This window comes from Rhodoferax sp. ZS1R25, assembly GCF_056521335.1.
This window is the reverse complement of the sequence record NZ_JBWMAZ010000002.1, coordinates 1005246-1017945: the sequence shown is the minus strand read 5'-3', so window position 1 is coordinate 1017945 and position 12700 is coordinate 1005246. Positions and strand designations below refer to the sequence as shown.

At 61.5% G+C, this 12700-nt stretch carries 12 protein-coding genes; 5 read left to right on the top strand and 7 right to left on the bottom strand.

The genetic code is table 11. The features are described from left to right. The first annotated feature begins 44 nt into the window (after positions 1 to 44). Entirely contained in the window at positions 45 to 965 is a 921-nt protein-coding gene (locus AC097R_RS15545) for a cobalamin biosynthesis protein (protein ID WP_479599037.1), read from the top strand. Here AC097R_RS15545 and rsgA read toward each other — a convergent pair whose 3' ends face one another. Genes rsgA through AC097R_RS15530 form a run of 3 tightly spaced genes read right to left on the bottom strand, consistent with a single transcriptional unit; the run spans position 966 to position 3536 of the window. Next, positions 966 to 1895: a ribosome small subunit-dependent GTPase A gene (gene rsgA / locus AC097R_RS15540; protein ID WP_479599036.1), complete on the bottom strand. Its 930-nt coding sequence runs from the start codon at positions 1893 to 1895 to the stop codon at positions 966 to 968. It lies immediately after the preceding gene. An 8-nt stretch (positions 1896 to 1903) separates the two neighbouring features. Beyond that, on the bottom strand, positions 1904 to 2242 hold the full coding sequence (locus tag AC097R_RS15535; protein ID WP_479599035.1) for a 4a-hydroxytetrahydrobiopterin dehydratase: 339 nt from the start codon (positions 2240 to 2242) through the stop codon (positions 1904 to 1906). A 1-nt stretch (position 2243) separates the two neighbouring features. Further along, positions 2244 to 3536, bottom strand: a complete 1293-nt coding sequence (locus AC097R_RS15530; protein WP_479599034.1) for a M48 family metallopeptidase — start codon at positions 3534 to 3536, stop codon at positions 2244 to 2246. A 36-nt stretch (positions 3537 to 3572) separates the two neighbouring features. On the opposite strand from AC097R_RS15530, the gene orn reads away from it, so the two are divergent. Continuing rightward, positions 3573 to 4154, top strand: a complete 582-nt coding sequence (gene orn, locus AC097R_RS15525; RefSeq protein WP_479599033.1) for an oligoribonuclease — start codon at positions 3573 to 3575, stop codon at positions 4152 to 4154. A 231-nt stretch (positions 4155 to 4385) separates the two neighbouring features. Continuing rightward, on the top strand, positions 4386 to 6278 hold the full coding sequence (locus tag AC097R_RS15520) for a DEAD/DEAH box helicase (protein WP_479599032.1): 1893 nt from the start codon (positions 4386 to 4388) through the stop codon (positions 6276 to 6278). A 72-nt stretch (positions 6279 to 6350) separates the two neighbouring features. On the opposite strand, the gene AC097R_RS15515 is transcribed toward AC097R_RS15520, so the two are convergent. Both AC097R_RS15515 and AC097R_RS15510 read right to left on the bottom strand, forming a co-directional pair. Beyond that, positions 6351 to 7220 (bottom strand): NAD(P)-dependent oxidoreductase, encoded by an 870-nt coding sequence (locus tag AC097R_RS15515; protein WP_479599031.1) that lies wholly within the window; start codon positions 7218 to 7220, stop codon positions 6351 to 6353. A gap of 106 nt (positions 7221 to 7326) precedes the next feature. After that, complete coding sequence (locus AC097R_RS15510) at positions 7327 to 8304, bottom strand: GMP reductase (RefSeq protein WP_479599030.1); 978 nt, start codon at positions 8302 to 8304, stop codon at positions 7327 to 7329. A gap of 192 nt (positions 8305 to 8496) precedes the next feature. Here AC097R_RS15510 and AC097R_RS15505 point away from each other — a divergent pair, with 192 nt between their 5' ends. Further along, positions 8497 to 10917 (top strand): UvrD-helicase domain-containing protein, encoded by a 2421-nt coding sequence (locus AC097R_RS15505; protein ID WP_479599029.1) that lies wholly within the window; start codon positions 8497 to 8499, stop codon positions 10915 to 10917. Between the two features lie 32 nt (positions 10918 to 10949). Further along, positions 10950 to 11264, top strand: a complete 315-nt coding sequence (locus AC097R_RS15500) for an antibiotic biosynthesis monooxygenase family protein (RefSeq protein ID WP_479599559.1) — start codon at positions 10950 to 10952, stop codon at positions 11262 to 11264. A 60-nt stretch (positions 11265 to 11324) separates the two neighbouring features. On the opposite strand, the gene AC097R_RS15495 is transcribed toward AC097R_RS15500, so the two are convergent. After that, a complete protein-coding gene (locus AC097R_RS15495; RefSeq protein ID WP_479599028.1) occupies positions 11325 to 11963 on the bottom strand; it encodes a choice-of-anchor C family protein in 639 nt (212 codons plus the stop codon). Positions 11964 to 11985: 22 nt separating this feature from the next. Continuing rightward, the gene (locus AC097R_RS15490) at positions 11986 to 12615 is read right to left on the bottom strand and encodes a choice-of-anchor C family protein (RefSeq protein ID WP_479599027.1); all 630 of its coding nucleotides are present in this window, start codon (positions 12613 to 12615) and stop codon (positions 11986 to 11988) included. Positions 12616 to 12700: the final 85 nt, after the last annotated feature.

Genomic DNA, 12700 nt, shown 5'->3' with positions numbered 1-12700 from the left:
GGCAGAGCGGCGTGCCACAGCGGGCAGGTCGCTATGATTGCCGCATGAGTTTCATCTCCATTTTGCTGGCCTTGTTGTTGGAACAGGCCAAGCCCTTGCCTCAGATCAACCCGGTGCACAACAGCGTGCGCAATTGGGTACGTTGGGTGATGCGCAATTTCGACGCTGGCAAGCCCCAGCATGGCTGGTTGGCATGGTCGTTGGCGGTGGCCGGGCCTTCGCTGTTGGTGCTGGGCGTGCACTGGCTGCTGGTCTGGCAACTGGGCTGGGCATTTGCGGTGGTCTGGAACGTGGCCATTCTTTACGCCACCCTGGGGTTCCGGCAATTCAGCCACCATTTCACCCAGATCCGCGATGCGCTGGATGCCGGTGACGAAGCCGCAGCGCGCGAAGCGCTGGCACGCTGGATGCGCATCGACGCCAGCGCGCTGCCCCGCAGCGAAATCGTGCGCCATGTGATCGAGTACTCGGTGCTCAGCGCGCACCGCCATGTGTTTGGGGTGTTTGCCTGGTATTCGCTGTTCGCTGCCCTGGGCCTGGGCCCTGCGGGCGCGGTGTTTTACCGCGTCAGCGAATACATCTCGGTGTTTGCCAAGCGGCCCACGCGGCCAGAGCTGCCCCCGGTCAGCGATGCCGTGCGTGACCAGGCAGCGCGCGCCTGGGCGCTGGTGGACTGGTTACCCTCACGCGTGACCGCACTGAGCTTCGCTTTTGTAGGCAGCTTTGAAGAGGCTGTGGACAGCTGGCGCCGCCACGAAGCCGTGCATCCGCTGGACAACGACGGCGTGGTGCTGGCAGCCACTGCCGGGGCCGTGAATGTGCGGCTGGGTCAAGACGACCCTGCAGCCAGCGGCCAGGTACCCGAGTCTGCCCACCTGCGGGCCGTGGTGGGCCTGGTGTGGCGCACCGTGGTGATGTGGATGGTGTTCTTGGCCCTGCTGTCGCTGGCCCGTCTGCTGGGCTGATCAGTACCGCGTTTGCGACAGTTCGGCAAACAGATCGCTATAAATTTTGTAGCGGTGTGCGCCGATTCCATGGGGGGCAGGCCCCTCTTTTAGCTTCGTTATCACCCCGCACCCCGGCTCATGCAGGTGGCTGCAGTTGTAGAACTTGCACTCCTGCGCGTGCGCCTTGATGTCGGGCATCAGGCTGGCCAGGTGCATGGGATCGATGTGGTTCAGTCCAAACTCCTGAAAGCCCGGTGAGTCGATCACGGCCGTGGTCCTGGCGGCGTCCACCCAATAGAGGTTGGTGCTGGTCGTGGTGTGTTTGCCGGAGTTCAGCGCGGTGGAGATTTCGTTGGTCAGCACCTGCGCGTGGGGGATCAGGCGGTTGATCAGCGTGCTCTTGCCCGAGCCCGAGGGGCCAAGCACCAGCGTCGTCTTGCCCTGCATCAGCGGCATCAGCGCATCAAGCTCGGTGGCGCTGATGCCATCGGCCTTGGGTTTGAGGGCGAGGGGGACCACCTGGTAACCCATCTCGCGGTAGGCGCCCATGCGCTCCCAGGCGCGGCCAAAGGGCTCGGTCAAATCACTTTTGTTCAGCGCGATGATGGGGCGGATCTTTTCGGCCTCAGCCGCAATCAGTGCGCGGGAGAGCTGGCTCTCGGAAAATTCGGGTTCGGCCGCGATGAGGATCAGCACCTGGTCCAGGTTGGCGGCAAAGGACTTGGTGCGGATCTCGTCCTGGCGGTAAAACAGGTTGCGGCGGGACAGTACCTTCTCGATCGTTCCTTCGTCCTGCGTGGCCTGCCACAGCACTTGGTCGCCGACCACGGTCTGGCTTTTTTTGCCACGTGGGTGGCAGATCAGGCGGCGGCCATCGGGCGTTTCCACCCACACGTGGCGGCCATGGCCTGCGACGACGATTCCGGGTTCCAGTTGGGGCGCAGCCAAAGCGGGGCCTAGGACGCCAGCAGCGCGTCAACCAGCGCGGCGCATTCAAAGTCGGAACGCGACACGCCGTGCACGTCGTGGGTGTTGAAACGCACGCTGCAACTGCCGTAGGTCACCAGCAGTTCGGGATGGTGGTCCTGCTGCTCGGCAACAAAGGCCAGCGCGTTCACAAAAGACAGGGTCTTGAGAAAGTTGTCGAAGCGGTAGGTCTTCTCGATGGCCACTTCAGCGCCATCGCCATGCAGTTTCCAGCCTTCAACCTTAGCCAGGTTTGCTATGATTTGTGTAGCTGTTAGCGCAGTGCGGACGGGGGCTGGCGGCGCTTTTTGTTCTGTGTCTTGGGTCATATCAGGTTCCTGCAGCAGGGGAGAGCATGCGGCCCAGGCGCTCGGAGGCCGGTGGGTGCGAGTAATAGAACTTCACGTACACCGGATCGGGCGTGAGCGTGGACGCGTTGTCCTTGTAGAGCTTGAGCAGGGCCGAGGACAGGTCGGCACCGCTGGTATGGGCCACGGCGTAAGCATCGGCCTCGAACTCATGCTTGCGCGACAGCTGCGCAAACACCGGGCCGATAAAGCTGCCCAACAGCGGCAGCACCATCATGAACAGCAGCAGGGCCAGCGCGTCGTTGGCGCCCGTCATGCTGGGCACCACGCCCAGGCCGGTGTAGAACCAGACCTGCTGGCTGACCCAGCCCAAAAGGGCAAAGCCCAGTAGGCTCAGGCCGAACAGCGACACCATGCGTTTGACGATGTGCTTGTGTTTGAAGTGCCCCAGCTCATGCGCCAGCACCGCGTCCACCTCGGCCGGGCTGAGCTGCGCCAGCAGGGTGTCGTAAAACACCACGCGCTTGGAGGCGCCAAAACCGGTGAAGTAGGCATTGGCATGCGCACTGCGCTTGCTGCCGTCCATCACGTAAAAACCTTTGGAGGTAAAGCCACAGCGCGCCATGAGGGCGGTCACACGGTCTTTCAGCGCCACGTCGTCCAGTGGTTTGAACTGGTTGAACAGCGGCGAAATCCAGGTGGGGATGATTAGTTGCATCAGCAGGATGAATCCCATCCACACGCCCCAGGTCCAGACCCACCAGTAGGCACCGGTGGCACCCATCATCCACACGACCAGGGCTGCTATGGGCAGGCCAATTACCGCGCCGACCAAGGTGGACTTGAGCAGGTCCTGCAGCCAGAGCTTGGGCGTAGTCTTGTTGAAGCCAAAGCGCTGTTCCAGCACAAAGGTGCGGTACAACGTGAAAGGCAGGTCCAGCAGCGAGCCGACCACCATGAAAGCGGCCAGCAGCGCCACCTGCTGCAGCACACCGGGTGCTATCCATTGCAGCAGTGTCTGGTTCAGCCAGGATAAGCCACCCAATAGCGTCCAGCCCAGCGTGATGGCCGTGCCAAACGCCAGTTCCAAGAGGCCCAGGCGCCCTTGGGCGATGGTGTAGTCGGCGGCTTTGTGGTGGGCTTCCAGGCTGATTTGCGCGCTAAAGGCGACGGGCACGGCGTCACGGTGCTGGGCCACATGGCGCATCTGGCGTGTGGCCAGCCAGAATTTGAGCAGCACGCTGGCCAGCAGGGCCACGGCGAAGACCACCGTCATCAGGATGGAGGAAGAGGCAGCAGGAGAAGCATCGGTCATGGCGCCAGAGTTTAGGCCATCGGCGACAATGCCGGCATGGCTGAATCCAACACCCCCACAAGCGCCGTATTGGCAAAATCCGACAAAAACCTCGTCTGGCTGGACTGCGAAATGACCGGCTTGGAGCCCGAGGTGGACCGCATCATCGAGATCGCCGTTATCGTGACCGATCCCCACCTGGGCAATCGGGTGGAAGGCCCGGTGTATGTGATCCACCAGACCGATGCGCAACTGGACACCATGGATGCCTGGAACAAGGGCACCCATGGCAAGAGCGGGCTGATCGACAAGGTGAAGGCATCCACGACCACGGAAGCCGAAGCCGAAGCGGCGTTGATCGCCTTCCTGGGCCAGTACGTGCCCGCCAACGGTTCCCCCATGTGCGGCAACAGCATTGGGCAGGACCGCCGCTTCCTGGTGAAGTACATGCCCAAGCTGGAGGCCTTCTTCCACTACCGCAACCTGGACGTGAGCACGCTCAAAGAGCTGGCCAAGCGCTGGAAGCCTGGTGTGGCTGAGTCGTTCAAGAAGCAGCAAAAACACACGGCGCTAGCGGATGTGCACGAGTCGATTGATGAGCTGGCGCACTACCGGACGCATTTTTTAAAATTGGATTAGGTAGAAACCCGAATTCATGTCATAATCGAGGGCTTCGCAGGTAACGCATGTGGCGGCCAGCGAATTTTGCACATCTCCCTTCATTCACCGGGCTCGCTTTTCCAAGCGATATACGCCCCCAGCACTGAGACCCCCACGGCGGGGCAGAGCAGGTTCCGTTTGATGGTTGATGTTTTTTAACCATTGACGGAGCAGTCGCACAACCTGCGGCGCTCGCGTGTGAGAAAAAATATGACTGACGCTTTTGAAGTGACAGGCGAATTCGCGCCTGCCGAAAACATTTCCATGCCTTCCAACACTGTGGAATCCCTGGGCGAAACCGCCGAGCTGGATGCTGCTGACGCTGTGGAAACCATTGAAGCCCCTAACGGCTTCGTCGAATTGGGCCTGGCCCCTGAGCTGGTACAAGCCTGTAAAGACCTGGGTTACACCCAACCCACCGTGGTGCAAAACAAGGCCATTCCTTTGGCCATGGGCTCCGGTGCTACCAAAGACCAGGCTGCCAAGTTCATCGACCTGATGGTGTCCAGCCAGACCGGTTCCGGCAAGACTGCCGCCTTCCTGCTGCCCGTGCTGCACACCCTGCTGACCCAAATGGCCCAGGCCGAAGCCGACGAACGCGCCGAATTCGAGCGTTTGACCGCTGAAGCCCTGGAGAAAGGTGAGCCAGCCCCCAAGCGCGCCAAGCGCAAGGACCCCACCAATGTCCGCAACTTCAAGGCTCCTACTCCTGGTGCCCTGATCGTTTGCCCCACCCGCGAACTGGCCCAGCAAGTAGCGCACGATGCCATCGACCTGGTGCAACATTGCCGTGGCCTGCGCGTCGCCAACATTGTGGGCGGCATGCCTTACCAGTTGCAAATCGCCAAGCTGCAGAACGCCAATCTGGTGGTGGCTACTCCTGGCCGTCTGCTGGACCTGCAACGCTCCATGCAAATCAAGCTGGACCAAGTCCAGTTCCTGGTGGTGGACGAAGCCGACCGTATGTTGGACCTGGGCTTCTCCGATGACCTGGCTGAAATCAACCAGCTGACCATTGGCCGCAAGCAAACCATGATGTTCAGCGCGACCTTCGCACCCCGCATTCAGCAGCTCGCTGCCCGCGTGATGCGCGAACCTCAGCGCGTGACCATCGACAACCCACAAGAAAAACACGTCAACATCAAGCAAGTGCTGCATTGGGCCGACAACGCCCAGCACAAGCGCAAGCTGCTTGACCACTGGTTGCGCGATACTGGTATCAACCAGGCCATCGTGTTTGCCAGCACCCAGATCGAGTGCGACGGCTTGGCCAACGACCTGCAGCAAGACGGCTTTGACGCTGTTGCCCTGCACGGTGCCCTGAGCCAGGGTCTGCGCAACCGCCGCCTGATGGCCCTGCGCCAAGGCCAGGTGCAGATTCTGGTGGCAACCGATGTTGCAGCCCGTGGTATCGACGTGCCCACCATCACCCACGTGTTCAACTTTGGCCTGCCCATGAAGGCCGAGGACTACACCCACCGCATTGGCCGTACCGGCCGTGCTGGTCGCGATGGTTTGGCCATCACCTTTGCTGAAATGCGCGACCGTCGCAAGATTTTCGACATCGAAGCCTACACACGCCAGCCCATCAAGGCTGAAACGATTCCTGGCCTGGAGCCTCAACAGCGCGCGCCTGAATCCCGCCCAGCCTTTGCCGGCCGTGGCAACGGTGGCGGCTTCGGCGGCGACCGTGATCGCAAGTTCAGCAATGGCCCCCGCGAAGGTGGCTTTGGTGGCAACCGCGGCAATGGCGGCGGCTTCGGCGGACGCCCACCCGCTGGTGCTCCCCGTGATTTCGGCCACAGCGCACGTGACTTCGGTGGCGCATCCCGCGAAGGTTTCAGCTACGAACGCAAGGGCGGTTTCAACGACCGCTTTGCCGGCCAGGGCGCTCCCCGCGGTGATGCACGTCCTCCCCGCGGCGACTTCCAGCCGCGTGGTGACTTCCAAGCCCCCCGTGGCGATTTCGGTGCCCCTCGCGGTGACTTTGCGGCCCGCAAGCCTGCCTTCGGCAAGCCTGCTGGCTTTGCCAAGCCCGGCAACGGCGGCAAGGTGTTTGTGCCCCGTGACGCCAAGAAGCGTCCCGCTCGCAACACCGACTGATCGCACCTGCTCAGTGCAATAAAAAAGGCCTCGCAAGAGGCCTTTTTTTCGTCTGAACGATGGGGGGGCTCGTCAGGCCATCCCGTTGCGGCTGGCCAGCTCCACAAACAGGCCCGCGTGGTCCAGATCGGCCAGCCCGTGGTCTATGCCCTGGGCGTAGAGCCGCTCGAACAGCGCCGTGATCGGCGCGTCAAACCCCACCTCGCTGGCCGTGGCCAGGGCGTTGCGCAGGTCCTTGATCTGCACCGTCATGCGGGCGCGGGGCGCAAAGTCGCGGTCCACCATGCGCTGGCCGTGCACCTGCAGGATGCGGCTGTCCGCAAAGCCACCGGTGATGGCTTCTTTTACCTTGCCCATGTCGGCACCGCCGCGCTCGCACAGCAGCAGGGCCTCCGCAATCACGCCAATGGTGGCGCCTACGATCATCTGGTTGGCCAGCTTGGTGAGCTGGCCGGAGCCTATGGGCCCCACGTGGGTGGGGCGGCCGAATACCTTGAGCACCGGCACCGCGCGTTCAAAATTGCTGGGCTTTCCGCCCACCATGATCGCCAGCGTGCCCTGTTCCGCACCTACGGTACCGCCCGAAACGGGGGCATCCAGATACTCCACGCCCAGCTCGCTCAGGCGGGCGGCGTGGTCGCGGGCTTCAATGGGTTTGATGGAGGACATGTCGACCAAGAGCGTACCGGGCTGGATGGCGCCAGCGGCGCCCAGCTCGAACAGCACATGGCCGACCACACCGCCGTGGTCCAGCATGAGAATGATTAGCTCGGCGTCCTTGACCACTTGCGCCGGGGTGTTGTGTACCGTGGCGCCCAGGGACATGAGCTGTTCGGCCTTGTGCCGGGTTCGGTTCCAGACGTGAACCGAATGCCCGGCTTCACACAGGCGGCGCCCCATGGGCAGGCCCATGAGGCCAATGCCGAGTAATGCTATTTTCATGGTGACTCTTGTGCTCCTCGGCACAAGAATAGCGCTACCCGATGCAAGGCGGGTGTCAGGGGGTCAACAAAGGCTGTCGAAACGCTGACAGCCTGTGCCCGGCGCCTTACATCAGCAGGTGTTCGCCCGCGTTGTCGCCGCCCAGCGTCACGTAGTTCACCTTGCGGATGTCCATGAGCTTTTTGCCACCGGCGTAGCTGATGGAGCTTTGCACGTCCTGCTCCATCTCGACTAGCGTTTCGGCCAGCTTGCCCTTGATGGGCTCCAGGATGCGCTTGCCTTCCACGTGCTTGTACTCGCCCTTGTTGAAGTCAGAGGCCGAGCCGTAGTACTCCTTGAACAGGGCGCCGTCCACTTCAACGGTTTTGCCGGGCGATTCTTCGTGGCCTGCAAACAGCGAACCAATCATCACCATGCTGGCACCAAAGCGGATGCTCTTGGCGATGTCACCATGGCTGCGGATGCCGCCATCGGCAATGATGGGCTTGGTGGCCACGCGGGCACACCATTTCAGCGCAGACAGCTGCCAGCCGCCGGTGCCAAAGCCGGTTTTGAGCTTGGTGATGCAGACCTTGCCCGGGCCTACGCCCACCTTGGTCGCGTCAGCCCCCCAGTTTTCCAGGTCGATGACGGCCTCGGGGGTAGCCACATTGCCGGCGATGACGAAGCTGCCGGGCAGGTGCTTCTTCAGGTAAATGATCATGTCGCGCACGCTGTCGGCGTGGCCGTGGGCGATGTCGATGGTGATGTACTCGGGGGTGACGCCCAGCGCCACCAGCTGGTCTACCGTGGCGTAGTCGGGTTTTTTGACGCCCAGCGAGATGGACGCAAACAGGCCCTTGGCGTGCATGGCCTGGGTGAACTCCACGTTGTCCAGGTCAAAGCGGTGCATCACGTAGAAATAGCCGTTTTGTGCCAGCCATTCGCAGATGGACTCGTCCACCACGGTCTTCATGTTGGCGGGTACGGCAGGGATGCGGAATTTGCGGCTGCCCAGCTCAACGCTGGCATCGCATTCGGAACGGCTCTCCACCCGGCATTTGCGGGGCAGCAAGAGGATGTTGTCGTAGTCAAAAATTTCCATGGCCCAAGCTCCTATCCAAAGTTTTCAGGTTCAAAAACACTGGGCGCTTGGACTGACACCGGCCATAAAAAAACCGGGTGCCAATTGCTTGGGCCCGGTGCTTGATTCTAGGCGGGTTGGGGGCAGGGCGGTATATGGTTTTTTATATGGGTGCCAAACAGGCGGTGCGCCGCGCCTTTCTACAATCGGGGCATGCATTCCCTCGCCGCCCCTGGCAACACCTCCCCCCTGTTACACAACCTCAACCCCGAGCAACTGGCCGCTGTCACCCTGCCAGCCGAGCACGCGCTGATCCTGGCGGGGGCCGGTTCTGGCAAAACCCGGGTGCTGACCACGCGCATTGCCTGGCTGCTGCAGAACGGCTATGTCTCGCCCGGCGGCATTCTGGCGGTCACCTTTACCAACAAGGCGGCCAAGGAGATGATGACGCGGCTCTCCGCCATGCTGCCGGTGAATGTGCGCGGTATGTGGATTGGCACCTTTCATGGCCTGTGCAACCGCTTCCTGCGTGCACATTACAAGAATGCCGGCCTGCCGCAGGCGTTTCAGATTCTGGACACGCAGGACCAGCTCAGCGCCATCAAGCGCCTGTGCAAGCAGTACGACATTGACACCGAACGCTTTCCGCCCAAGCAGCTGGGCTGGTTCATTGGCAACTGCAAGGAAGAAGGCCTGCGCCCCAAGGATGTGGTGGCCAGCGACCCCGACACACGCAAGAAGGTCGAGGTCTACCAGCTCTACGAGGACCAGTGCCAGCGCGAAGGCGTGGTGGATTTTGGTGAGCTCATGCTGCGCAGCTACGAGCTGCTGCGCGACAACACACCTATCCGTGAGCACTACCAGCGGCGCTTTCGCCACATCCTGATCGATGAGTTTCAGGACACCAACAAGCTGCAGTACGCCTGGATCAAGATGATTGCGGGGCAGGGCAGTGATGGACTGCTGAACGGCGCGGGTGGCGCTGTGCTGGCCGTGGGCGATGACGACCAGAGCATCTACGCCTTCCGCGGTGCGCGCGTGGGCAATATGACGGACTTTGTGCGCGAGTTCCAGGTGCGCCAGCAGATCAAGTTGGAGCAGAACTACCGCAGCTACAGCAACATCCTGGACAGCGCCAACGCGCTCATCAGCCACAACAGCCGCCGCCTGGGCAAGAACCTGCGCACCGAGCAGGGTGTGGGGGAACCGGTGCGGGTGTACGAGGCACCCAGCGACTTTGCCGAGGCGCAGTGGATGGTGGACGAGATGAAGCAGCTCATCCGCGACGATGTGGAGCGCAAGGAGATTGCGGTGCTCTACCGCAGCAACGCACAAAGCCGGGTGATTGAAACCGCGCTGTTCAACGCGGCTATTCCGTACCGCGTGTACGGTGGCCTGCGCTTCTTCGAGCGCGCCGAAATCAAGCACGCGCTGTCCTATTTGCGCCTGCTGGAGAACCCCAACGATGACACCAGCTTTTTGCGCGTCGTGAACTTTCCCGCGCGTGGCATTGGCGCGCGCAGCATCGAGCAGTTGCAGGATCTGGCCAAGGCCACGGGTTGCTCGCTGCACGATGCGGTGAGCACACTGAGCGGCCGGCCTGGCGCGGTGATTGCAGGCTTTGTGGCCAAACTGGACGTGCTGCGCGAGCAAACCGTGGGCCTGAACCTCAAGGACATCATCCAACTCATGCTGGACAACAGTGGCCTGCGTGAGCATTACGAAAAAGAGCGTGAAGGCGAAGACCGGCTGGAGAACTTGGACGAACTGGTCAATGCCGCCGAGAGCTTTGTGATGCAGGAAGGCTTTGGCCGGGAGGCGCCGGGCATGACCGCACTGGTGAGTTCACCCGATGCACTGAGCCAGAGCCCCGCCAGCCAGGGCCTCAGCGGTGCGGCGCTGGATGCGGTGCCGGATGAGTTTGGCGACACCGGCGAAACCCTCTCGCCCCTGCAGGCCTTCCTGACCCATGCGGCGCTGGAAGCCGGTGACAACATGGCCGCCGCAGGACAAGATGCAATCCAGCTCATGACGGTGCACAGCTCTAAGGGCCTGGAGTTTGACTGCGTGTTCATCACCGGCATGGAAGAGGGCCTGTTCCCGCACGAGAACTCCATGAGCGACCACGACGGTCTGGAAGAGGAGCGCCGCCTGGCCTATGTGGCGATCACGCGCGCACGCAAACGTCTGTACCTGAGCCATTCGCAAACCCGCATGCTGCACGGCCAGACGCGCTTCAACCTCAAGAGCCGCTTCTTTGACGAGTTGCCGGAGGAGTGCCTCAAGTACCTCACGCCCAAGCAGCAGCCCATGCCCGCCGGAGGCGGCGTGGGTGGTTTTGGCAACAGTTGGGGTGGTGGAGGCTATGCTACAAATTCAGGAGCTGGTCGCGCATATTCCACGGGGGCTGCAGGTCCATTTGGCACTTATGCAGCGCCACCGAAGGAAGTCGCGCGCAAGGAAGACCCCACCGGCCTGCAAAAAGGCCAGAAAGTGTTTCACACCAAATTTGGCGAGGGTACGGTGCTGATGCTGGAAGGCGCAGGCGACGATGCGCGCGCGCAGATCAACTTCCCGCGCCACGGCACCAAATGGCTGGCGCTCAGCGTGGCCAAACTCACACCGGTTCCTTGAATGCCTGAACTTTCCGAAAGCACCCCATGAGCCTGGACATTGCCAACACCCCGCCCGCGCCGTATTACGCGGTCATCTTCACCAGCCTGCGCACCGCCGTGGACGAGGGCTATGGCGATATGGCCGAGAAGATGGTGGCGCTGGCTGCGCAGCAGCCGGGCTTTCTGGGGGTGGAGTCCGCGCGCGACGGCGTGGGTATCACCGTGTCTTACTGGACCGACCTGGAGTCCATCCGCGCCTGGAAGGCCAACGCCGAGCACCAGGTGGCGCAGAAGCTCGGCCATGAGAAATGGTATGCCGCGTTCAAGACCCGCATTGCGCGCGTGGAGCGGGACTACAGCCTGTGAGCCGACCATAAAAAAAGGCCTGTCAATGACAGGCCTTTTTGGGGGGAGACAGTAGTCTGTTTAGACTGACTTGCTCTGTTTGCGACGACGTGCCATGGTGCCCATCAGGCCCAGGCCCGCCAGCAGCAAGGCGTAGGTTTCGGGTTCGGGCACAGCGCTCACCGAGATGTTGTCCAGCGCGGGGCCTGCATTGCCGGAGGTTCGGCTGGCAAAGCTCAGGGTGGTGCTGGTGCTTACCGCAGCAAATGTTGCGGTGTAGTGGGTCCAGCCCATGTTGTTGGCGTTGTGACCAGTGGTATTAAAGTCATACAGGCCAACAGGGCCGAGATTAACTGACAGTCCTTTGATTGCTGGACCCGCAAAAGGGTTGCCAGCCAAGTCAAACGACAAGGTATAGACCTGACCAATCACGGTGCTGAGCACTTGGTAAATGGAGCCTTTGCCTGTGCCGTTCAGGTCCAGGCTATTGTTGCCGCCAGCTGGAGTCCAGAACGAACTGCTCACCAGATCCACATTGCGCGGTCCAAAAACGGTCCAGCCCATCAATCCTTGGGAGAGGCTGCTAAAGGTGTCGAATCCCGCGCCGCTTTGCACGGTTTGGGCTTCAAAGCCACCGTTCGCGACTAGGTTAGCGGCGCTCGCTTGAGTGGCGCCGGCCAACAAGGCGACGGCGAGAGCAATTGCATTGATTTTTTTCATAATAGTGTTTTCCTTGCTCAGATCATTTGCAGGTCGTGCGGCGACGGCGCACCGCGGCGCCAATGAGGCCCAGACCGGCCAAGAGCATCGCGTAGGTTTCTGGTTCTGGCACAGCGGTTACCGAGATGTTGTCCAGTGCCACGCCGTAGGGTGAGTCTTGCATACCAGCGAAGTGCAAGGTGCTGCTGGTGCTGACGGCCTGGAAGAAGAAGCTCTGCTTGGTCCAACCCATGGCGCTATGGCTGTGATCAGCCGTGTCAAAGGTGTACTGCGGCTGTTGGCTCAGGCCCACTTGCAAATACTTGAGTGTGTCGCCCGCGTCGTCAGGGTTGCCCGCCATGTCAAACGAGATCAGGTACTTTTGACCGACCACGGTGGCGAAGGTTTGAGAAATCGTGCCGTCCTGGTTGCCGCTCAGGTCCAGGCTGTAAGCGCCGGAGGAGGGCGCCCAGTAACTGTTGATCAGGTCCACGCTACCGTCATTGATGGTCCAACCGGTCAGGCTGCTGGAGCCCGCACCATAGGTGGTGAAGGCGCCACTGAAAGTGGAGGATTCGAAGCCGCCGTTGACGATCAGGTTGGAGGAGGCGGAGGCAAAGGGCGAAAGTGCCACCAAGGCCATACCGGCCAACCACTGCTTGGAAATTTTCATGACGATCCCTATGGTGAAAAGGCAAGACGTGACACGCCTTACAGTTGTAACGAATTGTCTGGGGTTTACCCGATGTTCGCCATAG

What these genes read in the sequence shown, in the direction of transcription:
- AC097R_RS15545 (WP_479599037.1), top strand. Translation starts at nt 45, where the DNA reads ATGAGTTTCATCTCCATTTTGCTGGCCTTGTTGTTGGAACAGGCCAAG.
- AC097R_RS15535 (WP_479599035.1), bottom strand. Translation starts at nt 2,242, where the DNA reads ATGACCCAAGACACAGAACAAAAAGCGCCGCCAGCCCCCGTCCGCACT.
- AC097R_RS15530 (WP_479599034.1), bottom strand. Translation starts at nt 3,536, where the DNA reads ATGACCGATGCTTCTCCTGCTGCCTCTTCCTCCATCCTGATGACGGTG.
- orn (WP_479599033.1), top strand. Translation starts at nt 3,573, where the DNA reads ATGGCTGAATCCAACACCCCCACAAGCGCCGTATTGGCAAAATCCGAC.
- AC097R_RS15520 (WP_479599032.1), top strand. Translation starts at nt 4,386, where the DNA reads ATGACTGACGCTTTTGAAGTGACAGGCGAATTCGCGCCTGCCGAAAAC.
- AC097R_RS15515 (WP_479599031.1), bottom strand. Translation starts at nt 7,220, where the DNA reads ATGAAAATAGCATTACTCGGCATTGGCCTCATGGGCCTGCCCATGGGG.
- AC097R_RS15510 (WP_479599030.1), bottom strand. Translation starts at nt 8,304, where the DNA reads ATGGAAATTTTTGACTACGACAACATCCTCTTGCTGCCCCGCAAATGC.
- AC097R_RS15505 (WP_479599029.1), top strand. Translation starts at nt 8,497, where the DNA reads ATGCATTCCCTCGCCGCCCCTGGCAACACCTCCCCCCTGTTACACAAC.
- AC097R_RS15495 (WP_479599028.1), bottom strand. Translation starts at nt 11,963, where the DNA reads ATGAAAAAAATCAATGCAATTGCTCTCGCCGTCGCCTTGTTGGCCGGC.
- AC097R_RS15490 (WP_479599027.1), bottom strand. Translation starts at nt 12,615, where the DNA reads ATGAAAATTTCCAAGCAGTGGTTGGCCGGTATGGCCTTGGTGGCACTT.